The sequence below is a fragment of the Oliverpabstia intestinalis genome, assembly GCF_009696065.1.
Classification (GTDB): Bacteria; Bacillota; Clostridia; order Lachnospirales; family Lachnospiraceae; genus Oliverpabstia; species Oliverpabstia intestinalis.
The window spans coordinates 1-26,430 of the sequence record NZ_VUMS01000023.1 but is presented as its reverse complement, the minus strand read 5'-3'; the positions used below and the strand labels follow the sequence as shown (position 1 = coordinate 26,430).

General features: G+C 43.7%; 22 protein-coding genes, 1 tRNA gene and 1 pseudogene. 11 read left to right on the top strand and 13 right to left on the bottom strand.

Annotated features, from left to right (window positions below):
• Positions 1-103 precede the first annotated feature (103 nt).
• Entirely contained in the window at positions 104-1,537 is a 1,434-nt protein-coding gene (locus FYJ57_RS11585; protein WP_106492092.1) for an MBOAT family O-acyltransferase, read from the top strand.
• A gap of 15 nt (positions 1,538-1,552) precedes the next feature.
• On the top strand, positions 1,553-2,881 hold the full coding sequence (locus FYJ57_RS11580; RefSeq protein WP_154432763.1) for a DHHW family protein: 1,329 nt from the start codon (positions 1,553-1,555) through the stop codon (positions 2,879-2,881).
• A 102-nt stretch (positions 2,882-2,983) separates the two neighbouring features.
• On the opposite strand, the gene FYJ57_RS11575 is transcribed toward FYJ57_RS11580, so the two are convergent.
• The 6 genes from FYJ57_RS11575 to FYJ57_RS16335 form a co-directional block, all read right to left on the bottom strand.
• Complete coding sequence (locus FYJ57_RS11575; protein WP_154432762.1) at positions 2,984-4,543, bottom strand: DUF4340 domain-containing protein; 1,560 nt, start codon at positions 4,541-4,543, stop codon at positions 2,984-2,986.
• Positions 4,543-6,021 carry a GldG family protein gene (locus FYJ57_RS11570; protein ID WP_154432761.1) on the bottom strand — a complete coding sequence of 493 codons (1,479 nt, stop codon included), beginning with the start codon at positions 6,019-6,021 and terminating at the stop codon, positions 4,543-4,545. Before FYJ57_RS11570 ends, FYJ57_RS11575 begins: the two co-directional genes overlap by 1 nt.
• Before the next feature lie 12 nt (positions 6,022-6,033).
• Complete coding sequence (locus FYJ57_RS11565) at positions 6,034-6,897, bottom strand: ABC transporter permease (protein ID WP_118619842.1); 864 nt, start codon at positions 6,895-6,897, stop codon at positions 6,034-6,036.
• Positions 6,881-7,936: an ABC transporter ATP-binding protein gene (locus FYJ57_RS11560; RefSeq protein WP_328597480.1), complete on the bottom strand. Its 1,056-nt coding sequence runs from the start codon at positions 7,934-7,936 to the stop codon at positions 6,881-6,883. The genes FYJ57_RS11565 and FYJ57_RS11560 overlap by 17 nt, the downstream gene beginning before the upstream one ends.
• Before the next feature lie 799 nt (positions 7,937-8,735).
• Complete coding sequence (gene rsmG / locus FYJ57_RS11555) at positions 8,736-9,461, bottom strand: 16S rRNA (guanine(527)-N(7))-methyltransferase RsmG (RefSeq protein ID WP_154432760.1); 726 nt, start codon at positions 9,459-9,461, stop codon at positions 8,736-8,738.
• A gap of 84 nt (positions 9,462-9,545) precedes the next feature.
• Entirely contained in the window at positions 9,546-9,689 is a 144-nt protein-coding gene (locus tag FYJ57_RS16335) for a DUF6783 domain-containing protein (protein WP_328597481.1), read from the bottom strand.
• On the opposite strand from FYJ57_RS16335, the pseudogene FYJ57_RS16330 reads away from it, so the two are divergent.
• A pseudogene (locus FYJ57_RS16330) lies at positions 9,648-9,800 on the top strand (DUF6783 domain-containing protein); the annotation flags it as partial. The gene FYJ57_RS16335 and the pseudogene FYJ57_RS16330 overlap by 42 nt on opposite strands.
• Here the strand turns inward: FYJ57_RS16330 and mnmG are convergent.
• The 7 genes from mnmG to rpmH form a co-directional block, all read right to left on the bottom strand.
• Positions 9,788-11,665 (bottom strand): tRNA uridine-5-carboxymethylaminomethyl(34) synthesis enzyme MnmG, encoded by a 1,878-nt coding sequence (gene mnmG / locus FYJ57_RS11550; RefSeq protein ID WP_154432759.1) that lies wholly within the window; start codon positions 11,663-11,665, stop codon positions 9,788-9,790. The pseudogene FYJ57_RS16330 and the gene mnmG sit on opposite strands and share 13 nt — an antisense overlap.
• Before the next feature lie 21 nt (positions 11,666-11,686).
• On the bottom strand, positions 11,687-13,063 hold the full coding sequence (gene mnmE / locus FYJ57_RS11545; RefSeq protein WP_154432758.1) for a tRNA uridine-5-carboxymethylaminomethyl(34) synthesis GTPase MnmE: 1,377 nt from the start codon (positions 13,061-13,063) through the stop codon (positions 11,687-11,689).
• A 95-nt stretch (positions 13,064-13,158) separates the two neighbouring features.
• Positions 13,159-14,040, bottom strand: coding sequence for an RNA-binding cell elongation regulator Jag/EloR (gene jag / locus FYJ57_RS11540; RefSeq protein WP_154432757.1), 882 nt, complete (start codon positions 14,038-14,040; stop codon positions 13,159-13,161).
• Between the two features lie 14 nt (positions 14,041-14,054).
• On the bottom strand, positions 14,055-15,353 hold the full coding sequence (locus tag FYJ57_RS11535) for a YidC/Oxa1 family membrane protein insertase (RefSeq protein WP_235904569.1): 1,299 nt from the start codon (positions 15,351-15,353) through the stop codon (positions 14,055-14,057).
• Positions 15,354-15,392: 39 nt separating this feature from the next.
• Complete coding sequence (gene yidD, locus FYJ57_RS11530; protein ID WP_106492082.1) at positions 15,393-15,602, bottom strand: membrane protein insertion efficiency factor YidD; 210 nt, start codon at positions 15,600-15,602, stop codon at positions 15,393-15,395.
• A complete protein-coding gene (rnpA, locus tag FYJ57_RS11525) occupies positions 15,583-15,951 on the bottom strand; it encodes a ribonuclease P protein component (protein WP_022171423.1) in 369 nt (122 codons plus the stop codon). Before rnpA ends, yidD begins: the two co-directional genes overlap by 20 nt.
• An 80-nt stretch (positions 15,952-16,031) precedes the next feature.
• The gene (gene rpmH, locus FYJ57_RS11520; protein WP_022171424.1) at positions 16,032-16,166 is read right to left on the bottom strand and encodes a 50S ribosomal protein L34; all 135 of its coding nucleotides are present in this window, start codon (positions 16,164-16,166) and stop codon (positions 16,032-16,034) included.
• A 535-nt stretch (positions 16,167-16,701) separates the two neighbouring features.
• Between rpmH and dnaA the strand changes: the two genes are divergently transcribed.
• The 8 genes from dnaA to FYJ57_RS11480 all read left to right on the top strand — a co-directional run bounded on the left by dnaA (position 16,702) and on the right by FYJ57_RS11480 (position 26,119).
• Complete coding sequence (gene dnaA / locus FYJ57_RS11515) at positions 16,702-18,054, top strand: chromosomal replication initiator protein DnaA (protein WP_154432756.1); 1,353 nt, start codon at positions 16,702-16,704, stop codon at positions 18,052-18,054.
• A gap of 273 nt (positions 18,055-18,327) precedes the next feature.
• Positions 18,328-19,437 (top strand): DNA polymerase III subunit beta, encoded by a 1,110-nt coding sequence (gene dnaN / locus FYJ57_RS11510; RefSeq protein ID WP_154432755.1) that lies wholly within the window; start codon positions 18,328-18,330, stop codon positions 19,435-19,437.
• A gap of 14 nt (positions 19,438-19,451) precedes the next feature.
• The gene (locus FYJ57_RS11505) at positions 19,452-19,661 is read left to right on the top strand and encodes an RNA-binding S4 domain-containing protein (protein WP_022171427.1); all 210 of its coding nucleotides are present in this window, start codon (positions 19,452-19,454) and stop codon (positions 19,659-19,661) included.
• 5 nt (positions 19,662-19,666) lie between these two features.
• Entirely contained in the window at positions 19,667-20,746 is a 1,080-nt protein-coding gene (gene recF / locus FYJ57_RS11500) for a DNA replication/repair protein RecF (protein ID WP_118568321.1), read from the top strand.
• Between the two features lie 22 nt (positions 20,747-20,768).
• Positions 20,769-22,682, top strand: coding sequence for a DNA topoisomerase (ATP-hydrolyzing) subunit B (gene gyrB / locus FYJ57_RS11495; RefSeq protein WP_154432754.1), 1,914 nt, complete (start codon positions 20,769-20,771; stop codon positions 22,680-22,682).
• A 78-nt stretch (positions 22,683-22,760) separates the two neighbouring features.
• On the top strand, positions 22,761-25,250 hold the full coding sequence (gene gyrA / locus FYJ57_RS11490) for a DNA gyrase subunit A (RefSeq protein WP_154432753.1): 2,490 nt from the start codon (positions 22,761-22,763) through the stop codon (positions 25,248-25,250).
• Positions 25,247-25,963: a lysophospholipid acyltransferase family protein gene (locus FYJ57_RS11485; protein ID WP_154432752.1), complete on the top strand. Its 717-nt coding sequence runs from the start codon at positions 25,247-25,249 to the stop codon at positions 25,961-25,963. The genes gyrA and FYJ57_RS11485 overlap by 4 nt, the downstream gene beginning before the upstream one ends.
• A gap of 68 nt (positions 25,964-26,031) precedes the next feature.
• Positions 26,032-26,119: transfer RNA gene (locus FYJ57_RS11480), tRNA-Ser, on the top strand.
• Positions 26,120-26,430: the final 311 nt, after the last annotated feature.

Below are 26,430 nucleotides of genomic sequence, written 5' to 3'. Positions count from 1 at the left end.
GCCTTTCTTAAACGATCTGAAAATCTTACCCGCTAACCCAGCGCAGAATCTTTTCTGCACACAATTTCATTATGCTTACATCTGCAAATACAAAAGGAGTTTTATGGTTTTTTCGAGTTTATTTTTTGTTTTTTTCTTTCTGGCGTTAAATCTGATCGCCTATCATTTTGCTGATGGTATTAAGCGGAAAAATATGGTTCTCCTCGGTTTTTCTCTGGTGTTTTACTCCTGGGGAGGACCGAAATATCTTCTGCTTCTGCTCAGCATGGTCTTTGCCTCCTGGCTGTTCGCCTTATTGATTGATCAGTACCGGGAAGAAGGACTGAGTAAAATATTTTTGATCTGTGACTGTGTATTTATGTTAGGTCTGCTTTGTATTTTCAAATATCTGACCTTCTTTTCATCCATCACAAACACGATCTTCCATTTTCCAAAAGAAATTCCGCAGATTGCTCTGCCAATCGGTATTTCTTTCTACACTTTCCAGCTGCTCTCTTACGTCATCGACGTATATCGCGAGGAAGTGGCACCGCAGCGCAAATTCGTAAATCTGCTGCTGTATGCTTCCCTGTTTCATCAGTGTATCGCCGGACCAATCGTTCGTTACCAGCTGGTTGCTGATGAGATTGAGAACCGTAAAGTGAAAACGGATGAATTATACAGGGGTATCAAACGTTTTACCATTGGGCTTGCCAAAAAAGCTATTCTGGCAAACGGCTGTGCATCTGTAGCAGATACCCTGGTTCCAACACTCGCCAAGGACATCGCCGAGATTCCTGCAGCCGGTCTGTGGATTGGTATGTTGTTCTATGCATTGCAGATTTATCTTGATTTTTCTGCCTATTCCGATATGGCAATCGGTATGGGGCTTATGGTCGGTTTTCACTACGACGAGAACTTTAATTACCCGTACATCTCCGGTTCCATCAAAGAGTTCTGGAACAGATGGCATATTTCCCTCGGAACCTTCTTCCGTGATTATGTCTATATTCCGCTCGGTGGTAATCGAAAAGGTGCCCGCAGACGTACCATCAACCTGTTGATTGTCTGGGGACTTACCGGATTCTGGCACGGAGCCAGCTGGAACTTTATTTTCTGGGGACTGTATTTCTTCCTGTTCATCTACATGGAGAACACCTTCCTTCTGGAAAAGTTTTCCCGCCTTCCGCGCTTTGTGAGCCATCTGTATGCCATGGTCGTGGTTTACTTCGGATGGGTGCTGTTCCGCTGTGAATCTCTGGGCAATCTTGGAGCTATCTTGAAAGGAATGTTTGGTCTGAACCACAACGGTTTTATCGATCTTTCGACCTCTGTTCTTTTCCAGAATAATCTGTATCTGCTGATTTTCTGTATCATCGCTTCCACACCGTTGCTGAAAAATATAGGCACTTACATCAAACGACTTGACCTTGTGCATTACCGGATTCCTTATCTGACCTACGCATATGAGATTGTAATACCTCCTGTATTGCTGATTCTTTCACTCCTTGCGCTGGTCGGAAACAGTTACAATCCATTTTTATACTTCCAGTTTTAAAGGATCTGTCTGAACATGAATACAAATAAAAAAGAAAAATTTATTAATAAAAACAATGCCGTCCACAAGCGATTCTGGCAGATCGGAATCCGAACCTTCTTCGTGTTCCTTTTTGTGATCGCTTTTATCGGACTTCTGCTTCCTCTTAGACCGAAAGAATCGGAACTGGAGAAGCGTGAACTTTCCAAATTCCCGAAACCAACTGTTTCTACCGTGTTAAACGGCGGATTTTTCTCTGACATCAGCACCTGGTATGCAGATACCTTTCCGTTACGCGAGAAACTGATGCGTGCCAATGCCAGCATGAAAAAATTCTATGGTATCACCACACAGGAAATCTACGGAGACGGTGCTCAGGGAGATGAGATCCCGGATGCGGATGCGGAGATGGAAACCACCCCCACTCCAACACCTGAAGAAGATATTCAGGAAGAGGACGGAACCATCCATGCGGAACCGGAAAGACTGGGAACCATCTATATCGCCGATAACCGCGGTTTTGAACTTTACGGCTTCAGCCGGGCGGGCGCAGACGCTTACATCAACATGATGAACTCTGCTGCCACCCAGTTAAAAGATATCGCAACCATTTATGATATTCTGGTTCCTACCAGTATCGCAGTCAATATCGATCAGGAAAATCAGCAGAAAGTCGGCTCCAACAGCCAGGAAGACACATTCGCTTATGTAAACGGACATCTGGATGCTTCCATCAACCAGGTAGCTGTTCTGGATGCCTTAAAGAACCATAACAGTGAATATCTTTACTTTAAGACGGACCATCACTGGACCGCTGACGGTGCCTACTATGCTTACAAAGAGCTGATGAAAGCCAAAGGCATGACGCCTTCTCCTCTGACCGATTACACGAAGAGCGAATATCCGGGATTCGTCGGTTCCTTCTATCAGTACAGTAATCAGTCTGAAACACTGAAAAATAATCCGGATACGGTTGTTGCCTACACACCGACTTGCAATGATCTGACTTACACCAATACAGATGGACAACAGGTATCGGGATATGTAGTCTCAGATGCAACGAAGTACTCCGAAGCCAACAAATATCTGTGCTTCATCTGCGGTGATCAGCCGTACGAACGCATCGATAACCCGAACATCACCGACGGATCATCCTGCGTAGTTATCAAGGAATCTTACGGTAACGCTTTCATACCATTCCTGGTCAACAGTTACCAGACCGTACACGTTGTCGACTACCGTTACTTCAGTGGCAACCTGGTCGATCTTGTAAAAGATAACAATATTCAGGATGTTATTTATGTCAATAACGCAAATGCACTGATTGAAAGCGCAGTAAAGAACATGAGTCGTATTATCAGTTAAATCAGTTTAATCAAAATCGGTCCACCGGACCAACTATTGATATGCAACGCAATAAAAAAAGAAACCATCCGGTTTCTTTTTTTATTTTATGTTTTGTTACAACTATTTTTCACCTTCGGTCAGTGTCAGGAACGTATCGATCAGATCTTTTACATTCATTTTATTAACCAGACCGCAGTTTCCATCCTGATCTTCCATCACATAAAAACTGGAATCTCTTGGCGTGTAGGAGATTGTAATCTTACTTCCGTCCGTTCCATGATAAGAAAGTGTAAGTTCCGCATCACCTTTTGTCGTATTTTCTTCCAGACGGTTCTGGCATACCATAGCTGCTGCTGCCCGGTAGAACGCGGTGAAGTTATCACTGTCTGCTTCCTGATCATTCACATAGTAAGTGGTCACGGTCTTCTTCTCTTCTTCGTCATCTACGTCCTCGCTGTCCGCATCTGTATCATCATCTGCATCATTGTCTGTGTCTTCACTCTTATCTTTCTCCACTTTTTCTTCTGTTACAACCCGTTTCAGTGTATAAGTGGTTCCCTGATAGGTCACATCCAGATGATCCAGGTCACTGATCGTCATAGAATCAATAGATGTTTTCCAGTAGTCAAATGCTTTTCCGTTCATCAGCGTATCCAGGGATGCCTGAGAAATTCCGTGAAGTTCACCGGAGTCACCCAGTCTCACATAATAATTTCCATCGGTTTCGTTAATATTTCCCACATACAGAACCAGTTCTCTGTCCACGGTTTCTGTGGTAGTTTCACCTGAATCGTCTGTATCGTCCGTATTTGCATCAGAATCGCTTTCTGCGTCGTCTGTGGATTCAGCTTCCACTTCTTCGGTATAATCGACTGTGAGGGCCATTTTCGGCTTCTCAAGGCCATATGTTGCCCAGTCCGTACAGTTGTAGTTGTAATATCCGGCAAAACTAAGGCCGGCAACGGTATTTTGCAGGGTTCCCACCTGCGTGGAATCCGCTTCCTGTTTCTTGTTATCCTCTTCCTGTACATACCAGCCTGTAGAAGACTTTCCGTTATTCGTAACCGTATACGAATTGTTGTCTTTTTTCACAACAATCTTGCTGATCGTTGAAGATGTGATGGTTGGATAACTCTCACTTTCTGCATAATTGTACAGGCCGCCTGAAAAAGTGCTTCCAAAATCCGTACTGGTCGTATACACGGTTGAAGCATCATCATTCAGACAGATATACGTATTACCGGTGGAACTGTTCTTGTCACCAACTGTAATCTTTTCGCTGCTTCCGTCTGTTTTTACCACCTCGATCACATTGGTCGGAACGTCCAGACCGTATTCTCCCGGATCCTCCACATCCGTCAGGGTACGATCCGCTTTGACGGATGCCAGACAGGATACTACGCTGTCTACTTTCGAAGCATCCACCGGAAAATCCTCCTGACCTTCCAGTGTCCAGCTGTCTTCCGCTTTTTGGAAGGTGACTGTTTGATCCCCCGCCTCAAAAGTCAATGTGCTGATATCATCACTGGCGATTGCCGCCACTTCTTCCTGCGTGGTCTCTTCTTCCGTTGTCTCTTCCTCACTGCTGTTCGCTTTTAACAGTGCAAAATAACACACGATCAAGACACACAGAAGAACAACCCCCGCAAGAATTACAAATAAGCCCCTTTTTTTCTTCATTACTGTTTTCTCCTCTTAAACCAGATCACCGTACCGATCAGCAGAAATGCCACCGGGATCACACCGCACACGATGATACTCCAATATGCCGCATCAAACTGTGGAACAGTCAGATAACTCATGGTCAGGCTCTTGCTCGTCACATCGATGACCGGTGCATCGTTTTCACACATCCAGCTCAGCGCTGCCAGCACCAGATCCGTATTGCCTCCGGATACCTGCTGATCGGTAGCTTCGTCCAGAAGGCTGGCACAGCCGAAACACACCAGCTGTGTGGTATTATCATCATCCACCTGCTCGGTTACAGAAACACCAACCTGGAAACTGCCTTCTTCATCGCTGTCTTCTTTCTCATATGTGGTCATATTCTGTACATCTGTCTTTATATACGCTTCGTCAGATGTTGATAACAGAGAAGAAATCTGCAGCGTATCACGGTAATCGCTCAGTGTTTTTACCGGCTGTGAGATCGGTGCCAGCACATAGCGGTTGTTACTCTTAATGTCGGAAGTAATATCAGAACTGTCAATAGTCGGAACAATATAGTACGGTCTCTGCATAATGTAATGTCCGGTATCTCCCTCCATGATCACACCGTCCCCTGTGGTTACACCGTAATTTTCCAGTACACTCTTCAGATTCGGCATATCTGTTCCGGTATATTCTGTAAAAATCATCACTTTTCCGCCGGCTTCCATGTAGGTAATGATCTTTTGTGCTTCTTCTTCAGAAAGATCTTTCTGCGGTGCCGCGATCAGCAGGCATCCGGTGTCCTCCGGAACCGCATCCTGTGTCAGCAGATTCAGACTCTGTACATCATAATTAGCTTTCTGCAGGCTGTCTGTCAGACTGCTGTTTAATTCCAGTTCCTCATGACCTTCCAGCGTATATATTACCGGCAGATTCTCGGAAGTGACATAAGAAATCGCACTGTCAATCTGTCCTTCCCCGTCAAACCCTGTAGTGTTGGTCTGGTAGGTTGTATAATCCATTTCTGTTTCATACAGATCGCTGTAACTGATCACCTTACTCTTCTCCCCTGCAACCACGATCAGACTGTTATCTGCCACATCATCGCTGGTATACTGTGAAGTAAAGTTCGGATATAACACCGGGTCTTTTTTCTCTACTTTGATATGTTTGGACTCCTCTTCGTATCTGATCAGCATTTTTTCCAGTACCGAGTCTTCTTTTCCTGACTGTACGATATGGTAGATCGTAACATCCGTGTTCATATCTTTCAGATACTTCACTGTCGTATCAGAGATCGTATACAGCTTCTGGGTACTTACATCCACCTGGGTATATTTTTCCGGAATCTGTCCAACGATCAGGTTGATAACGACCAGCACCGCGATCACAATAGCAGTGATTCCCATACTGTAAGAACCGTTTTTCAGGGATTTTTTATCGATGCTTCCCATTCCTTTGATGGTGCTTCCCGCCGATTTTAATTTCTTTTTGATATTGATTTTCATTCTTCCAGCCTCCTAATTCCATCTTCTCTTGGTAATGGTCTGAACCGTAAGAACCAGGAAAATAATGATCACAGACAGGAAATATACCACTCCCTGCAGGTCCAGAATACCGTTGGTAAAGTTATCAAAGTGACTGGTAATATCGAAAACAGCCAGGAATTTCTGAATGCTTCCCTCAAATAGTGTGGATTTTACCACATAGGTGATGGCAAGTGCCGCTTCTCCTGCGATACCGATAACTGCTGCGATCCACAGATTCCGGATCATATGGTATATCCACACAGCAGCCAGCAGCACCAGAAGCATATAGCACGCCAGAGACGCCATGGAACTGTCCGGGATCAGAGATCCGATACCCGTGATCATATAGCAGACAAACAGTACGATAAAGGTTACGACTGCTGCAATGACCGGATTTTCTGTAACGGAGGACCAGAAGACTCCAACTGCGATCTGGGCAAATCCAAGAAGGGCAAACCCGAGCACTGCCGTATATGCCATCGCATAAGATACGGTACCATATTTTCCCATGATCATCGGGTACAGACAGATGATCAGTACCGGGATCGCATAAACCGTAGCTACTGCCAGAAACTTTCCAAGAACAATCTCACTGACTGATACCGGAGCTGTCAAAAGCAGCTGATCGGTCTTCTGTTTCCGTTCTTCTGCAATTGTTTTCATCGTCAGAACCGGCACCAGAATCAGAAAAATAAAGGTAACGGCACTTAATGTGGTTCCAAATAACGGGTAGGCATTCTGCAGGTTATAGGCAGTAAAATAGATGCCTTCCAGAAGCAGAATGAAAAATATAAATACATATCCGATCATAGAGGTCAGATAACTTTTTACTTCTTTCTTATAAATTGCTTTCATCATGAGCCTCCTGTTCTGTTTCATTCTCTTTTTCCGTATCTGTACCGGTCTCATCTTTCGGTGCAGACTCCGGCTTGGTGCCTTGTTCATCCGGAACAGGGGCTGTTTCGTTCTGTGTCAGTTCAAGGAAGATGTCTTCGAGGGATACTTTCGTAAACTGCATATTCATGATCGGCATCTTGGCTTCTGCCATCATATAAAACAGTTTTTCACGGATATCCGTCTTTTCTTCTGTTGTGATCACCATACTTACTGTTTTTTCGTTTTCTCCCGGTTTCCACTCTAATTTTTGTATTTCTTCTACGTCGCGCAACATTTTTTCAACATCCTGTTTTTCTCCTTTTACGGTAAGCTCCAGGGTGTTGCTTCCCAGTGAATGGTTCATCAGGTTTTCTGTGGTATCGCTCGCAACCAGTTTACCGTGGTTGATGATCATGATGTAATCACACACAGCACTTACTTCTGACAGAATATGAGAACTTAGTATAATGGTATGTTCTTCGCTGAGTTTCCTGATCAGTTCACGGATCTCAATGATCTGTTTTGGATCAAGTCCTACGGTTGGTTCATCAAGGATGATGATTTCAGGATAGCCGAGGATCGCCTGGGCAAGTCCTACCCGCTGTTTGTATCCTTTTGACAGATTTTTTATCAGACGGTTTTCCATCGCGGTGATGCCTGTCAGTTCCATGACCTGTTCGATCTGGGTTTCTCTTTCGTATTTCGAAACTTTTTTGAGTTCTGCAGCGAACTTCAGGTATTCAGCTACCGTCATATCGAAGTACAGCGGTGGCTGCTCCGGCAGGTATCCGATGCATTTTTTCGCAGCTTCCGGCTCCTCAAGGATGTTGTGTCCGTCAATCAGGACTTCGCCGGATGTGGATGCGATATAGCCGGTCATAATGTTCATGGTTGTTGATTTTCCGGCACCGTTTGGACCTAAGAAACCGTAGATCTGACCTTTGTCCACGTGAAATGACAGGTGATCGACAGCGATGTGATCACCGTATTTCTTTACTAAATTCTTCACTTCTATCACAGTTTGTTACCTCCTTTATTGGTATTATTTTATATAAAAAGTGTGATGAAGTTTCGAAATGTTTGTGTTTTCTTTGTGAAATGTGTGCGACTTTGAATACTCGGACGCTCAGATCCCTCGTATCTTCCCCAGGTGGCCGGGTCTGCGCTCGGTTTGAGCCTGTAGTCTCAAACTCGTGCTCGACAAGCGGCTCATCTGGGGAAGATACGAGGGATCTGAGCTGGGTATTCAAAGCTGGAGAGGAGGTGTATGGGGAACGTTATTGGCTGATATTTATGGGAGCTGTTGGGGACGGAGATTTTTGGCTTTTTGACTGGAGAATAGCTCAGGAAATGCGCGAGTTAAAATGTGTGGCACGGCGTAGACGGAATGTTATGGGGTTACATTTATGGCCTACATTCAGAGTTGATATTTTAAAATCATTTTCGAAAGAATATCTTATATGATTTGTATGAATTTTAGATGCGCGTAGTAGAAGATTGCTCATGGGAGTGATTTTTCTCTGCTCTGTTTTCAGCTTCGCATACCTGACGCTTTACATCTGTTCTCCGTCTTTATTGTTTCATAGTTATTTTCAGATCCGATCACGGGGTTATGTCTTATTTCAGTTTTCAATTTTATGGTATATAACGTTTTGTTTTCTTCCACTAATTTCTAATGATCTTATTTTTTACTTTTCTCGTATTTTCCCTATATTGACGTTTTTACTATCTGATCCGATATGTTTGTTGACTTGTGCAAAGAAACCCCGTTTCGAGCCGTTTTTCGGCTTCTCACGGGGTTTTCTTGAGTTCTTTTGTTATTTAATCGGTTCTTTTGATGGAAGGCCGGCTTTTCTTGGAAATTTTTTTCCGGTTGGTTGGATTTTTCGGATGACTACGAAGGATCTTTCCATGTCGGTGTCTGCCAGCTGGAATTTTTCGGTTTTTTCCAGGCTGCCGCCAAGGATTTTGATGGCGGTTTGGGCTTCGGTCAGTTCCTCCTGGATTCTGCCGGACTTGTACGGTATGAAGTGACCACCTGTTTTTACATAGGGCAGGCAGTATTCGGATAGCGTACTCAGGTTGGCTACAGCGCGTGATACACACAGATCGAACTGTTCTCTGTAGTCTGCATGACGGGCGTAGTCTTCGGCTCTTCCGTGGATAGCGCGGATTCCTTTGAGACCGAGGGTTTCAATGACGGTGTTCAGGAATTTAACACGCTTGTTCAGGGAATCGAGAAGGACGATCTCCTGATCCGGAAAAGCGATTTTTAACGGTATGCCGGGAAATCCGGCGCCTGTTCCAAGATCCAGGATTTTCATCGGTTTGCTGTAATCACACACTTTGACAGACGCTACGCTGTCCAGGAAGTGTTTGGTGATGACTTCTTCGTATTCGGTAATGGCCGTCAGGTTCATCACTTTGTTCCATTCCACCAGAAGTTCATAGTAGGTCAGAAACTGTTCGATCTGTTTTTCATTTAATGTGATCTCCAGCTCGGCAAGTCCTTTTTCAAACCATGTGGTATCGTATTGAGCCATGCTTGTTCCTTTCTTTTCTTATCGTAACTGTCCAGTAGTCCAGTACATTCACAGTTACTACCTGCTGAATAGTTACTTCTTATCTTACATTTTTTTCATACTTCTTTCATCTGCGTTAGAGCGTGTTTGAAAAAGGCTTTTCGTGAGCTGCGAGTCCCAGTTTGTGGGAGATTTTATCCGAATGAGGGCGGCGTAGCGGGCTACGGCAACCGAATGAGGGTAAAATATACCGCAAAGTGGGGCTTGCAGATTGCGGAAATGATTTTTCAGACACGCTCTAAGGCAGGCGGCAGCAGAAACTTCTGCTGCCACACACATATCTCATTTTACGCGCGATGACTTTCCAGATATACCAGCAGCACCGATACATCCGCCGGAGATACCCCTGCGATACGGGAGGCCTGGCCGATGCTTACCGGGCGGTACAGTTTTAATTTCTGTACGGCTTCGATACGCAGACTCTTGACCTGATCATAATCCATATCTTCCGGGATCTTTTTGCTTTCCAGTTTTTTGAACTGTTCCACCTGTTTTAACTGACGGGTGATATATCCATCATACTTGATGTTGATATTGACCTGTTCCCGGATGTCATAGCGGAGTTCCGGACGGTTTTTATCGATTGGTGCCAGCACTTCGTAGTTCAGTTCCGGACGGCGGATCAGTTCACCCAGAGTGGATCCTGAAGTCAGCGGTGTACTTCCATACTGTTCAAGGAGTTCCTGAACCGGTCTCGATGCTCCTACATTTACGTGTTCCACCCGTTCGATTTCTTCTTTGATCAGCTGTTCTTTCTTCAGGATATCCTGATACTGTTCTTTGCTGATCAGTCCGACACGGTAGCCTTTTTCCCGGAGTCTGAGATCTGCATTGTCCTGGCGAAGCAGCAGACGATACTCGGCGCGGCTTGTCATCATACGATATGGCTCATGGTTTTCTTTTGTTACCAGGTCGTCGATCAATACTCCGATATAAGCTTCGGATCGATCAAGTACCAGCAGTTCCTCACCTTTGACTTTCAATGCCGCGTTGATACCCGCGATCAGCCCCTGCGCAGCTGCCTCTTCATAGCCTGAACTTCCGTTAAACTGTCCGCCGCTGAACAGATTTTTGATATTTTTAAATTCCAGTGTCGGCATCAGCTGTCTCGGGTTGATACAGTCATACTCGATCGCGTAAGCATTTCTCACGATTTTCGCATGTTCAAGTCCCGGTACGGAGCGGTACATGTCATACTGGACATCCTCCGGCAGAGAACTTGACATACCGCCAACATACATTTCATTTGTGTTCAGCCCTTCCGGTTCGATAAATACCTGATGTCTGGATTTATCTGCAAATCTGACCACTTTATCTTCGATGGACGGACAATATCGTGGACCGGTTCCTTCGATCATACCGGAATATAGCGGAGAGCGATCCAGATTTTCCCGGATGATCTCATGAGTTTTCTCATTGGTATAGGTCAGCCAACAGGATACCTGATCGATCTGAACGCTTTCCGGATCAGTGGAGAAAGAAAACGGAACAACTCTCTCATCCCCTTTCTGCTCTTCCATCTTCGAAAAATCGATCGACCGTTTATCGATACGTGCCGGTGTTCCGGTCTTGAAACGGAACATCTCCACACCGTTCGCTTTCAGAGAGTCCGTCAGGTAATTGGCCGCCTGCAGTCCGTTCGGACCGGTATAATTACTTACATCTCCATAGATGCATCTCGCCTTCAGATACGTTCCGGTACACAGAACAACTGCCTTTGCATAATACGTTGCGCCGGAATATGTTTTTACTCCCTTAATCGTACCATCTTCTATAATCAGTTCCGTCACTTCCGCCTGTTTGATCGTCAGATGTGGTGTATTCTCCAGTACCTGACGCATGGTATTGCTGTAATTTTTCTTGTCTGCCTGGGCACGCAGGGAATGTACCGCCGGTCCTTTGGATTTGTTTAACATCTTGGACTGGATAAATGTTTTATCAATGACTTTTCCCATCTCTCCGCCCAGTGCATCGATTTCTTTTACCAGATGTCCTTTGGAACTTCCTCCGATATTCGGGTTACACGGCATCATTGCGATGCTGTCCACACTGACGGTAAATACCATAGTCTCAAGCCCCAGTCTGGCTGCTGCCAGTGATGCCTCGCAGCCCGCATGTCCGGCTCCGATTACTGCAACATCTATATATTCCACCAGTTTGTTCATTTCTTTCTCCTTCTACCACTCTTACTTGCCGGTACAGAACTTGCTGAAGATCTCATTGACCAGATCCTCACCCACTGACTCTCCCACAATCCTTCCCAACGCTTCATATGCGTTCATCAGATCGATGGAAAAGAAATCTTCCGGCATCTCCATGGCAATGCTTTTTTCCACCATTGTAAGGCTCTGATATGCTTCCTCGAGCGCTGTCTTATGGCGGACATTTGTAATATATACTTCATCGTTAAAGGATAATTCTCCTGCAAAGAACATGGATTTGATCTGTTCTTCCAGAATTTCCACACCCTGTTCCTGTCTTGCGGAGATTGCTATTACCGGCATGTCTGTACGTGCCTCCAGCATTTCTTTCGTTACCACCGGAGTCAGATCACTCTTATTTAACAGAATGATTGCTTTTTTCTCCCGGAGAATCTCCAGAATTTCCTCATCATTTTCATCTAACGGAATGGAGGAATCCACCACATATAATACCAGATCCGCGTCTTTTGCGTAAGCCCTGGCTCTCTCCACACCGATCTTTTCCACAACATCTTCCGTTGCCCGGATTCCTGCCGTATCCATCATCCGAAGAGAGATTCCCTGCAGCATGATAGTCTCTTCCAGAACATCCCTCGTTGTCCCTGCTATATCTGTTACAATAGCTTTTTCTTCTCCCACCAGATAATTTAACAGAGAAGATTTTCCCGCATTTGGTTTTCCTACGATCACCGTCCGGATACCTTCCCTGATCATCTTTCCTTCATCAAAGGAATCCGCCAGACAACGAATCTTCTTTTTTTCTTTTTCTACGGTCTGCGCAAGTTTCTCACTGTACCCGTCCAGACTGATATGTTCCGGGTCGTCAAGTGCGGATTCGATATATGCAATATGGTACAGGATACTGCTTCGGATCTCTTTAATAGATGTTAAGACAGAACCTTTCAGCTGGCTTAACGAGCTTTTCAGTGCATACTCATTCTTCGCCTGGATCACATCGATGACCGCCTCCGCCTGAGACAGGTCGATCCTTCCGTTTAAGAAAGCTCGCTTGGTAAATTCTCCTGGTTCCGCAGGTCTTGCCCCTGCATGTATCACCGCTTCAAGAACCTTTTTCATCGCCAGGACACCGCCATGACAATCAATCTCCACGGTGTCTTCTCCGGTGTAACTTCTCGGCCCCTTCATGATCATCACCAGGACTTCATCGATCATTGTATCGTTGTCATAGATAAATCCATAATGAATCGTATGGCTTTCGGCTTCTTTTATCTGCTTTTTTCCGCCCTTTGAGCGGTATACTTTGCTGATGATCTCCATGCTATCGTCACCGCTGATACGGATAATACCGATTCCTGAAGCACTCATCGCTGTGGCAATTGCTGCAATCGTATCTCCTGTCATCTCTGTCCTACTCCTTTCAGAGCATTATATTCTTCTTAAAGCAGGAAAAGATGCTACTCACACCCCGTGAAATAACATCTTTTCCATTCAACAACTTATTTACCTTTATAAACAACTACTACATGACGGTAAGGTTCATTGCCCTCACTGTATGTTTCCACGTACTTGTTTCCCTGCAGTGCAGAATGGATGATTCTTCTCTCATAAGGATTCATTGGTTCTAACACTACCGGCTTTCTTGTTTTACGCACTTTGAAAGCAATGTTCTTTGCCAGGTTTTCCAGCGTGTCTTTTCTGCGGCTTCTGTAGTTTTCTGTGTCTACTTTCACCCTGACATAGTCCTGCTGCTCTTTGTTGACAACCAGGCTGGTCAGATACTGCAGAGAATCCAGTGTCTGTCCTCTCTTACCGATCAGAATACCCATATCCTCTCCGGCAAAATCAATTTCCAGGCAGTCGGCGGTCTTATCATAGTTCATGGTAATCTCCACCGGAAGTTCCATTGCACCAAATACGCCGGTCAGAAATTTTTCTGCATCCTGTTTCATCTGCTGTACCTGTTCTTCGGTACGGACAACCGGTTTTCTCGGTTCCGGCTTCGGCTGCGCTTCTTTTGCCACCGGTTTTACTTCCTTGTTCTCTGTCTGTGTTTTTGTGACAGTTCCTTTTTTCTGCTCTTTTACCGGTTTCGTTTCTTTTTTGATTTCTTTTTTGGGTTCTTTCTTTTCTTCCTTAACAGGGGCTTTCTTTTCCTTTTTCTCTTCTTTTGCAAGCTCTTTTAAGATGTCAAACTCTTCTTCCTGCACCTTTTTACGAACTTTAATCACGGCAGGTTTGCTGCCGATAAATCCCAAGAAACCGGAAGTACCCTCCTGGACAACCTGAATCTCTAAGTTATCACTGGAAGTTTCAAACTCCAGACAAGCCTTTGTGATGGCTTCATCAACGGTTTTCGCAGTAATCTCTTTGAATTCCATAGCCCTTTCTCCCCCTATTTCTTCTTTGTGTTCTTTTCATCAAACTGTTTTACCATGTTTGCCTTGGCAGCAAGGCTGCCCGGTTTTACATTGGCGTTATTATAATATTCCGTTGCTTTCTTTCTCTGTGCAGCTTTTTCTTCCTGACTCAGACCGGATGTTTTATCAGGTGCCTGAATGTTTCTTGCATTCATTCTTGCCTGCTGGTTGATCTGCTGTGCAGACACACCTCTTTTTTCCATCTTTTTCTTCATCTTTTCCTGATTCCGGCGAACCAGGTCTTCCATATCCATCTGCTCCATCTTACGGTTGATCACCAGCTGCTGGATACAACGGATCACAGCACCGATTACCCAGTAAATACCGATACCTACCGGGAAAGAGAAACAGAATACGGCAGACATGATCGGCATGAACGTATTCATGCTCTTCATAGAAGCTTCCATTGCACTCGGTTCACTGTTCGCTGCCTGCTGTGGCTGTGGCATCAGTTTGTAGTTCATCCACTGTGTCAGCCATGCAAGGATCGGAACCATGGCAGCGGAAAATACCAGAAGGTATCCTGCTGCTCCGCCCTGTGCCATACCGCTCTTGATGATGGCAAGCGGGGTGTCTGAGATATTCAGGTTCAGGAACGTATTCATATGGCTGGTCTGCTGCGCTACTTTATCGAACAGATCGGAAAATCCGCTGAAATCGCTGATTTGTGAGAATTTTTCCAGCTGTGACGGGGACAGTTTGTACAGAAAATCAATCGTTGTTGTCTTGGTAAATTCTGTATTGGCTGAGATTCCGGTCATTGTGATCTTGTTGTCGGTTAAGAACTGACTGATGATACTGCCAAATCCATCGACAGACATTATCTTTGCGGTCAGTCCGGTAAATACGTTTCTTACTCCGGAGATATATCCAGGAATGTGATAGATTACCTGGTACAAAGCCAGCAGAACCGGCATCTGAACCAACAGCTGTACGCAGCTTCCTGTTGGAGATACACCATATTTCTGATATACAGCACTGATCTCCTCATTCTGCTTCATCATAGAATCCTGGTCTTTTTTACCATTGTATTTCTTCTGGATCTTCTGGATCTCAGGCTGCATAACAGCATTTAACTTGGAAAATTTCTGCTGTTTGATCTGCAACGGAGTCATCAGAAGATATACAACCAGTGTAAATAAAATAATGGACAAACCGATGTTTGTGATCCCGATCAGTTCAAGACCGCTGTATATCACATTGATCATCCATCCCAGAATTTCACTTACCCATCCGATAATAGGCATCGAAACCTTCGTCATTACGATATTCAATTATGTTTCCTCCTTAAATGTAATTCCCATTACATCAATCTACGGAACCGGATCCACTCCGCCTTTGGAGAACGGATTACACCGTAAGATCCTCCATAGCGCTAAAAGAGAGCCCTTAAACGCTCCGTATTTTTCAATTGCCTCCAGTCCGTACTGCGAACAGGACGGAAAATAAGGACACTTGGTACTCTTTAAAGGGGAAATATATTTCTGGTAGAATCTGATTCCTTTAATCAATATTGCTTTCATGTTCTTCCTTTTCTACAAGGTGATGTAACCTGCCAAGGTGTAGGAATGCACTCTCAATCTCACGAAACGTTCTCTCTTTTGCACTCACGCGGGCTACCACAACAATATCAAACCCTCTACGAAATACATCCTCATGCAGCCGGTAACTTTCTCTTACCAGTCTGCAGAGCCGGTGGCGCACTACACTGTTGCCCACTTTTTTACTGACGGAGATTCCGATTCTGTTTTTCCCCAGCTGATTCTCTCTTGCATACATGACTAAATATTTATTTACATAAGATGTTCCTGTTTTATATACCAGCTGAAAATCTCTGTTCTTTTTTAAGCTCTCTGCATCTTTATATTTCATAGAAATTCCTTACCTTTAAAGAAAATTTTTTTAAATCTTTTAGATAGAAGAAAAGACCACAATGTATGCGGTCTTATGTCTTATGCTGATAAGCTTTTTCTTCCTTTTAATCTTCTGGCAGCCAGTACTTTTCTGCCACCTTTTGTACTCATTCTTGCTCTGAATCCGTGAACTTTTGCTCTGGATCTCTTTTTCGGCTGAAATGTCATTTTCATATCTAAGGCACCTCCTTTAATATCCATTATTCGGTTATGATCGTCTTTTCATGTATGTCAGAAAACATCGTTTCAATTATATTCATAAATAAATGCTACGTCAAGTAAAATCGCCGTTTTTTCCTGATTTTTTTCAATTTATTGCTAAAATAAGTATCTCCTGCTCCTGCTGTTCCCGCAGATAATACTGCCCTGGATAGAACACTGCTGATTCCCATATTCGGTTACACACATCTTTACACCGACTGTACACATGGTTTACGTAAGTTATCCACCCGATGTGGATAACTTGTGGATAACTACTGTATTTGATGTGTATACATTTTGGACAATTCCCATAATTCCCTGTTTTTCTGTCTTTTTCTATGTGCATAACTTCCGCTGCCTTTTTATTTATCCACGGGATAAGTATTTGTCCTTTGTTTTTTTATCGACTTATCCACATTTAGTCGTTGCTAAAATCCACATTTTATTATAAGATATGGTAGAGAAAGTAGCTCGTTCTATCAGCTGCCTTGCACTTATGGAGGAAATCATGAACATTATTTACGAAAAATGGGACGAAATATTGGAAACAGTAAAGACAGAACACGAATTATCAGATGTCTCTTTTAAAACCTGGTTAAAACCGCTGACGATTCACAGTATCGATGACCAGGTGGTTACCATACTGGTTCCTTCTCAGCAGGTTGGACTTAACTATATCAGCAAAAAGTACGCCCTCCCACTGAAAGTTGCTATTTCAGAACTAACCGGGTCCGACTACGACATTAAGTTCGTCCTGCCGGAAGATATACAAAATGTAGAAAAAGACGTCCCTGTTTCTACTAATTATAATACCAGCATGGAAATAGCAAACCTGAATCCAAAATACACCTTCGATACCTTTGTCGTCGGAAGCAACAACAAATTTGCCCATGCTGCATCCCTGGCCGTGGCAGAATCTCCGGGAGAAATCTACAATCCTCTCTTTTTATATGGAGGTGTTGGTCTTGGAAAGACTCATCTGATGCATTCCGTTGCACACTTTATATTAGAAAGAAATCCTTCCACCAAGATTCTGTATACCACCAGTGAGGAATTCACAAATGAACTGATCGAAGCAATCCGAAACGGTAACAATACCGCAATGACAAAATTCCGTGAAAAGTACCGAAACATCGATGTTTTACTGATCGATGATATCCAGTTCATCATCGGAAAAGAATCTACACAGGAAGAATTTTTCCATACCTTTAATGCTCTGCACAGTGCTAAAAAACAGATCATTATCTCCAGTGATAAACCACCAAAAGATATGGAAATTCTCGAAGATCGTATCCGTTCTCGTTTTGAATGGGGACTGTTGGCTGATATTTCTTCTCCTGACTACGAGACCCGTGTTGCGATTCTCCGGAAAAAAGAAGAAATGGACGGTTACAACCTGGATGATTCCATTATTGAATATATTGCCAAGAACATTAAGTCCAATATTCGTGAACTGGAAGGATCTTTAAATAAAATTATCGCTTATGCAAACCTGGAAAAACGGGAAGTTACGATGGAGCTGGCCGAAACCGTACTGAAAGATATCATCTCTCCAAATGATAAGAAGATCATCACTCCGGAATATATCATCAATGCTGTGGCCGAACATTATGACATCACACCGGAGGATATTATTGGTACAAAAAGAAACAGTAAAGTCGTCTATCCTCGGCAGATTGCCATGTATCTTTGCCGTGAGCTGGCCAATATTCCGCTGAAATCCATCGGTCAGTGTATGGGAAATCGTGATCATACAACTATCATGCACGGTTGCGACAAAATCGAACAGGAATTACAGAATTCACAGACAACTCAAAAAGCAATTGAAATTCTGAAGAAAAAGCTTCAGCCGGGAAATTAAATGCCCTTCCTAGAAAGTATGAGTTATCCACATTCTGTTTGTGAATTCCCTGTGTATGTTGTGTGGACAAAGTAATCGGGCTTCGGGCATCCACAAATCATACACAGGCATCTTCTACAGGATGCACACAGTTATCCAATGGAAAATTCCTTATATTTTCGGGGCTGATACTGCTTTTACACATTTTCACAGCCTCTACTACGAATACTACGAATTTCTTATTATTTTTTTATACATGAGCCCTCGGGTTCAGGGAAGGAAGTTATTCACATTATGAAATTAATCTGTGCCAAAAACGAATTATTAAAGAGCGTCAACATTTCACTGAAGGCTGTTTCTTCTAAAACAACCATGCCCATTCTAGAATGTATTCTGATAGATGCTTCTGCAACGGAAATCACTTTTACCTCTAATGATATGGAACTGGGTATTGAAACAAAAGTGAAAGGTATCATTGAAGAAAAAGGTATTGTTGCTCTTGATGCAAAACTTTTTTCTGATATTATCCGTAAACTTCCGGACAGTGATGTCTGCATTCAAACAGATACTAACCTGAATACAACAATTACCTGTGAAAAAGCAAAATTCACAATTCCAGGAAAATCTGGAGATGATTTCGCTTATCTGCCAGTTATTGAACGTAGCGAAGGTATTGAAATCTCGCAGTTTACATTAAAAGAGGTGATTCGTCAGACAATATTCTCAATTGCAGCAAATGAAAATAACAAACTAATGACCGGCGAACTCTTTGAAATGAAAGAAAATATCTTGAAAGTAGTTTCACTGGACGGTCACCGGATCGCTATTCGGAAAATTGAATTGAAAAATAATTACCCTTCAAGAAAGGTTGTCGTTCCTGGAAAGACATTAAATGAAATCAGCAAGATCCTTTCGGGTGAAGTAGAAGATCAGGTAAAGATTTTCTTTACAGACAATCATATTGTTTTTGAATTTGATGATACAGTAGTTGTTTCCAGACTAATCGAAGGAGAATATTTCCGGATCGATCAGATGCTTTCCAGCGATTATGAGACAAAAGTGAAGATTAATAAACGGGAATTCCTCGATTGTATCGACCGTGCCACACTTTTTGTAAAAGAAGGTGACAAAAAACCGATCATTATTACGATCGATGATACCGGTATGCAGCTGAACATCAATTCCCAGATGGGTTCCATGAATGAAGAAATCGATATCGATAAAGAAGGAAAAGATATTATGATCGGATTCAATCCAAAGTTTCTAATCGACGCGCTGAAAGTGATCGATGATGAAGAAATTTCTATTTATCTGGTCAATCCAAAGGCTCCTTGTTTCATCAAAAACGAAGAAGAATCCTATATTTATCTGATTCTTCCGGTGAATTTTAATACCGCACGGTAAGAAAGTGAGAAAAAATGGAAATAATTAAACTGAGAGACGAATATATCAAACTCGGGCAGGCGTTGAAAGCTGCGAACCTGGTGGAAGACGGCGTGGAAGCCAAACTGGTGATCCAGGATGGTTTAGTAAAGGTAAACAACGAGGTTGACATAAGACGAGGACGAAAATTATACGACGGAGATGTGGTTTCTTTTGACGGACAGGAACTGCGGATTGAAAAATAAAAAGTATGTACATTGAATCGTTGGAATTGAAAAATTTTCGAAACTATGAGGAACTGTCTATTGTTCTGGACCCGGGGACGAATATCCTTTATGGAGATAATGCTCAGGGGAAGACAAATGTGCTCGAGGCTGTTTATCTTTGCGGAACCACAAAATCTCACAGGGGAAGTAAGGATAAAGAGATGATCCGGTTTGAACAGGACGAGTCACATATCAGGATGATGGTAAAGAAGGATGGTGTATCGCATAAGATCGATATGCATCTGAAAAAAAATAAAGCCAAAGGCATCGCCATCGACGGGATTCCGATCAGGAAAGCAGCAGAACTTTTCGGCATCGTGAATCTTGTGGCATTCTCTCCGGAAGACCTGAATATCATCAAAAACGGGCCTTCCGAGAGGAGAAGATTTATGGATTTGGAACTTTGTCAGTTAAATAAAGTTTACTTACAGGAGCTGACGAGTTATAATAAGGTGTTAAATCAGCGAAATAAGCTGTTAAAAGACATCGGTTTTCAGCCCGGATTGACGGAGACGTTGGATGTGTGGGATATGCAGCTGGTTTCTTACGGGAAGAAGATCATTTCTCTGAGAAGGCAGTTTATGGAAGAACTGGGAGAGATTATCCGGCAGATCCACAGCAACCTGACCGGGAAGAAAGAAGAGATCCGGCTGTTGTATGAACCGGATGTGGAAGAGAAAGTATTTGAAGAAAAACTGCAGAGTGCGAGAGAAAAAGATCTTCGTTTCCGTGTGACGTCCGTAGGTCCTCACAGAGACGATTTTTGTGTACAGACCAACGGAATCGATATTCGAAAGTATGGTTCTCAGGGGCAACAGCGTACGGCAGCTCTTTCTTTAAAAATGTCAGAAATCTATCTGGTGGAAAAGGTGACGAAGGATCATCCGGTCCTTCTTCTGGACGATGTGTTGTCGGAGCTTGACAGCAGCAGGCAGAATTATCTGCTGCAGAGCATTCACAATATCCAGACGGTGATCACATGTACTGGTCTGGATGAACTGATCGAGAATAATTTTTCGATTGACAGAGTATTTCGGGTGACCGAAGGAAAAATTGATTTTTAAATAAAAATTTAGGAGGATAAGGATGAGTACAGAATACGGAGCAGATCAAATCCAGATATTGGAAGGTTTGGAAGCGGTCAGAAAAAGACCCGGTATGTACATCGGAAGTACATCGATCCGCGGACTTCATCATCTGGTCTATGAGATTGTAGATAATGCAGTTGATGAGGCACTGGCTGGATTTTGTGATGTAATCGATGTCAAAATTCAGGAAGATAATTCCATTACCGTCATAGATAACGGAAGGGGTATCCCTGTGGGAATCAATCACAAAGCGGGGATTCCGGCCGTGGAAGTTGTATTCACCATCCTTCATGCAGGAGGAAAATTTGGCGGTGGAGGATACAAGGTATCCGGAGGACTTCATGGGGTAGGTGCATCCGTAGTCAATGCACTTTCCGAGTGGCTGGAAGTTACGATCTACCATGAGGGCAAGGTATACCGTCAGAGATATGAACGGGGAAAAACCATATACAAATTAAAAGTCATCGGAGAGTGTGAGCAGGAAAAAACAGGAACTATGGTATCGTTTCTGCCGGATAAAGAGATTTTTGAAGAAACGGTGTTTGATTTTGATACCCTGAAACAGAGATTCCGTGAGATGGCATTTTTGACCAAAGGATTAAAAATCCGTCTTACTGATGAGCGTGGAGAAAAGGAACTGGTCAAAGAGTTTCATTACGAGGGCGGAATCAAAGAATTCGTTACGTACTTAAATCGTAGTAAGGAAGCGTTATATCCGGAAATTATCTACTGTGAGGGAAACAAAGACGGCGTGGCGGTGGAAGTGGCGATGCAGCATAACGATTCCTACAATGAAACCACCTATGGATTTGTTAATAACATCACCACACCGGAAGGCGGAACCCATGTAGTTGGATTTCGTAATGCATTGACAAAGACTTTTAATGAGTATGCCAGGAAAAACAAACTGTTAAAAGAAAACGAAAAACTGGCAGGGGAAGATATCCGTGAGGGTCTGACCGCCATCATCAGTGTAAAAATTGAAGAACCGCAGTTTGAAGGACAGACAAAACAGAAGCTGGGTAACAGTGAGGCGAGAGGTGCAGTGGATGCGGTGGTAAGCAGAACGCTGGAGATTTTTCTGGAGCAGAATCCGTCTGTGGCAAAAACCATCGTGGACAAATCTGTACTGGCACAACGTGCCAGAGATGCGGCGAGAAAAGCCCGTGATCTGACCAGACGAAAATCTGCACTGGAAGGATTGTCTCTTCCGGGAAAACTGGCAGACTGTACGGATAAAGATCCCAAAAACTGTGAGATCTACATCGTAGAGGGGGATTCTGCCGGCGGTTCTGCCAAGACAGCGAGAAGCCGTGCAACCCAGGCGATCCTGCCGCTTCGTGGAAAAATCCTGAATGTGGAGAAAGCCCGTCTGGATCGAATCTACGGCAATGCGGAGATCAAAGCCATGATCACTGCATTTGGTACCGGTATCCATGAAGATTTCGATATTTCCAAACTGCGGTATCACAAGATCATCATCATGACCGATGCCGATGTGGACGGTGCACATATTGCTACCCTGATGTTGACGTTCCTGTATCGTTTTATGCCGGAACTGATCAAACAGGGATATGTGTATCTGGCGCAGCCACCGCTGTATAAAATTGAGAAAAATAAGAAAATCTGGTATGCATACGACGATAAGGAACTGGATAATATCCTGACTGAGATCGGAAGAGACGGTAACAACAAGATCCAGCGATACAAAGGTCTGGGTGAGATGGATGCGGATCAGCTGTGGGAGACCACCATGGATCCGGAGCGAAGAGTGCTTCTTCGTGTGACCATGGACGATGAGACTTCATCGGAACTTGACCTTACTTTTACCACTCTGATGGGAGATAAAGTAGAACCGCGTCGTGAGTTCATAGAGGAAAATGCATTAAAAGTTAAAAATCTTGATATTTAATCCAAAGGATGAAAAAGATAACTGTTCAGTAAGAAATATTCCTTGAAGGTACTGAACAGTTACGAATAGGAGAAAAAGATGGAAGACAATATTTTTGACAAGGTTCATGAGGTGGATCTGAAAAAGACAATGGAAGAATCGTATATCGATTATGCCATGAGTGTCATCGCATCCCGTGCGCTGCCGGATGTCAGAGACGGATTAAAGCCGGTACAGCGAAGAGTACTGTTCTCTATGATTGAATTGAACAACGGTCCGGATAAACCACACAGAAAATGCGCACGTATCGTTGGTGATACCATGGGTAAATATCATCCGCACGGTGACAGTTCTATCTATGGAGCCCTGGTTAATATGGCACAGGACTGGTCCACCCGTTATCCGCTGGTTGACGGCCATGGAAACTTCGGTTCTGTGGATGGAGACGGCGCGGCTGCCATGCGATATACTGAGGCGCGTCTGAGTAAAATTTCCATGGAGATGCTTGCGGATATCAATAAAAATACCGTGGACTTTGCTCCGAACTTTGATGAAACAGAAAAAGAGCCGACGGTACTTCCGGCCCGTTATCCGAACCTTCTGGTAAACGGTACCTCCGGAATCGCGGTAGGTATGGCGACCAACATTCCGCCACATAACTTAAAAGAGATTATTGCTGCGGTGGTGAAGATCATTGATAATATCGTGGAAGAAAACCGGGATACCGAGATCGAAGAGATCTTAAAGATTGTAAAAGGACCGGACTTTCCAACCGGAGCAACGATCCTTGGAACCAGAGGTATCGAGGAAGCGTACCGGACAGGCCGCGGCAAGATCCGTGTCCGCGCAGTGTCGAATATTGAGACATTACCAAACGGAAAGAGCCAGATTATTGTTACGGAACTTCCGTATCTGGTCAACAAAGCCAGACTGATCGAAAAAATCGCAGATCTGGTAAAAGAAAAGAAAATAGACGGTATCACCGCTTTGAATGACCATTCCAGCAGAGAAGGTATGCGTATCTGCATCGAACTGCGAAGAGATGTCAATGCAAATGTACTGTTAAACAAACTGTATAAACATACGCAGTTACAGGATACTTTTGGTGTGATCATGCTGGCACTGGTCAACAACCAGCCGAAGGTCATGAATCTGATGGAGATACTGAAACATTATCTGGCTCATCAGGAAGAGGTTGTGACCAGAAGAACCCAGTACGATCTGAACAAAGCAAGAGAACGTGCTCATATTCTGGAAGGGCTCTTAAAGGCGTTGGATAATATCGATGAAGTGATTCGTATCATCCGTGGTTCTGAGAATACTCAGGTGGCAAAAGCCAGATTGATGGAACGTTTTGAACTTTCCGATGCACAGGCACAGGCCATCGTAGATATGCGTCTTCGTACACTGACCGGTCTGGAAAGAGAAAAATTGGAAGCAGAATACAAAGAACTGATGGCTCGTATCCGCAGACTGGAAGCCATCCTGGCAGACAGAAATCTGCTGCTTCGCGTGATACGCGAGGAGATCCTTGCTATCAGTGAAAAGTACGGTGATGAGAGAAAGACAGCCATCGGATTTGACGAGTTCGATATTTCCATGGAGGATATGATTCCGAATGAAAATACCGTCATTACCATGACAAAATTAGGCTATATCAAACGAATGACCGTAGATAATTTCCGAAGCCAGAACCGTGGCGGCAAGGGTATCAAGGGTATGCAGACTATCGAGGACGATTATATCGATGAACTGCTGATGACAACGACCCATCATTATCTGATGTTCTTTACCAACATGGGTAAAGTGTACCGCCTGAAAGCATATGAGATTCCGGAAGCAGGAAGAACTGCCCGTGGTACGGCAATCATCAACCTGTTACAGTTACAGGCGGGCGAGAAGATCACAGCGGTTCTGTCCCTGAAAGATTACAGCCAGGGTCAGTACCTGTTCATGGCAACCAAGAGCGGTATCGTGAAGAAAACACCGATCCAGGATTATGCAAATGTCAGAAAGACAGGTCTTGCGGCTATCTCTCTGAAAGATGACGATGAACTGATCGAAGTAAAATTCACAGATAACAAGAAAGATATCATTCTGGCAACCAAATACGGTCAGTGTATCCGCTTTAAAGATACGGATGTCAGAAGCACCGGAAGAGTATCCATGGGTGTTCGTGGTATCAACCTTAGTGACGGGGATGAAATCATCGGCATGCAGCTGTGCTCCCAGGGTGATTACCTTCTGATCGTATCGGAAAAAGGTATGGGTAAACGTACCTCCATGAGCGAATTCTCCGTACAGAATCGTGGCGGAAAAGGTGTGAAATGCTATAAGATTACTGAAAAGACCGGTAATGTGGTAGGGGTAAAGGCAGTCAATGATGACAATGAAGTAATGATGATCACCACCGAAGGAATCATTATCCGGATTGCCTGCTCGGATATCTCAATTCTGGGAAGAATCACATCTGGTGTCAAACTGATGAACCTGGATGAGAAAGTTTCTGTTGCGAGTATCGCAAAAGTACGGGAAAAAGAAGAAAATACAGAAGTAAACGAACAGGAAGATACGGAGTCTGAAGAATGAAACGAATTCTGTTAATGGTGTTACGGAATCTGTGGTTTGTTCCGTATGGCTGGTTTAAACTGTGCTATACGGCAGCCCACGTAGAAAAATACACCGAAGAAGAAAGATATCAGATATTAAAAATGATCGACCGCCGGGCGAATATCGGCGGTCGTATCACCATCGATGCCTATGGAGTGGAAAACATCCCGAAGCAGGATGGATTCATGTTTTTTCCAAACCATCAGGGGCTATATGATGTGTTGGCAATACTCGAAGTCTGCCCACGTCCGTTTTCGGTAGTGATGAAAAAAGAAGTGGAGAATGTACCGTTCTTAAAACAGGTCTTTGCCTGCATGAAAGCCATTCCGTTAGATCGAAATGATCTACGTCAGGGGTTGCAGGTGATCAAACAGGTAGCAGAAGAAGTGAAAGAAGGCCGGAACTATCTGATCTTTGCCGAGGGAACCAGAAGCCGGAAGGGAAATCAGCTTCTGGACTTTAAAGGCGGGAGTTTTAAAAGTGCAGTCAAAGCCCAGTGCCCCATCGTGCCGGTGGCTCTGATCGATTCGTACAAATCCTTTGATACGAATTCTATTAAGAAGCTGACGGTACAGGTACATTTTCTGGAGCCAATCCAGTATGAAAAATACCAGGGGATGAAGACAACGGAGATTGCGGCGATGGTAAAACAACGAATCGAAGAAACAATTAAAGAATTTGAAGAAATGTAAAAAATACCGTTGACAAATGTAAAATGTTTTAGTATAATTGATTTTGCTCACTGAGTAATCAGTGACGTGCAGAAGTACTCAAGTGGCTGAAGAGGTGCCCCTGCTAAGGGTATAGACGGTTTGCGCCGTGCGAGGGTTCAAATCCCTCCTTCTGCGTTGATGGAAAGAAATGAAAAAAGTTCTTGACATCTGAAAAGGCTCGTGATAACATAAGCGAGTTGCGTCTGACAGAGAACTATAAAAAAGAAATGAAAAAAAGTTCTTGACAACAGCCGGTTGGATGTGATAAGATATCAAAGTTGTTGCAAGAGAGAAACAAAAACAACTTCAAAAAAGTTGAAAAAAGTTCTTGACAGGCAGGAAACGACATGATATAATAGCAAAGCTGTTTGAGACAAACGGCAATGCAAAACTGATCTTTGATAACTGAACAGTGAAACACATTCCTCGAAAGTTCTTTTTAAAAT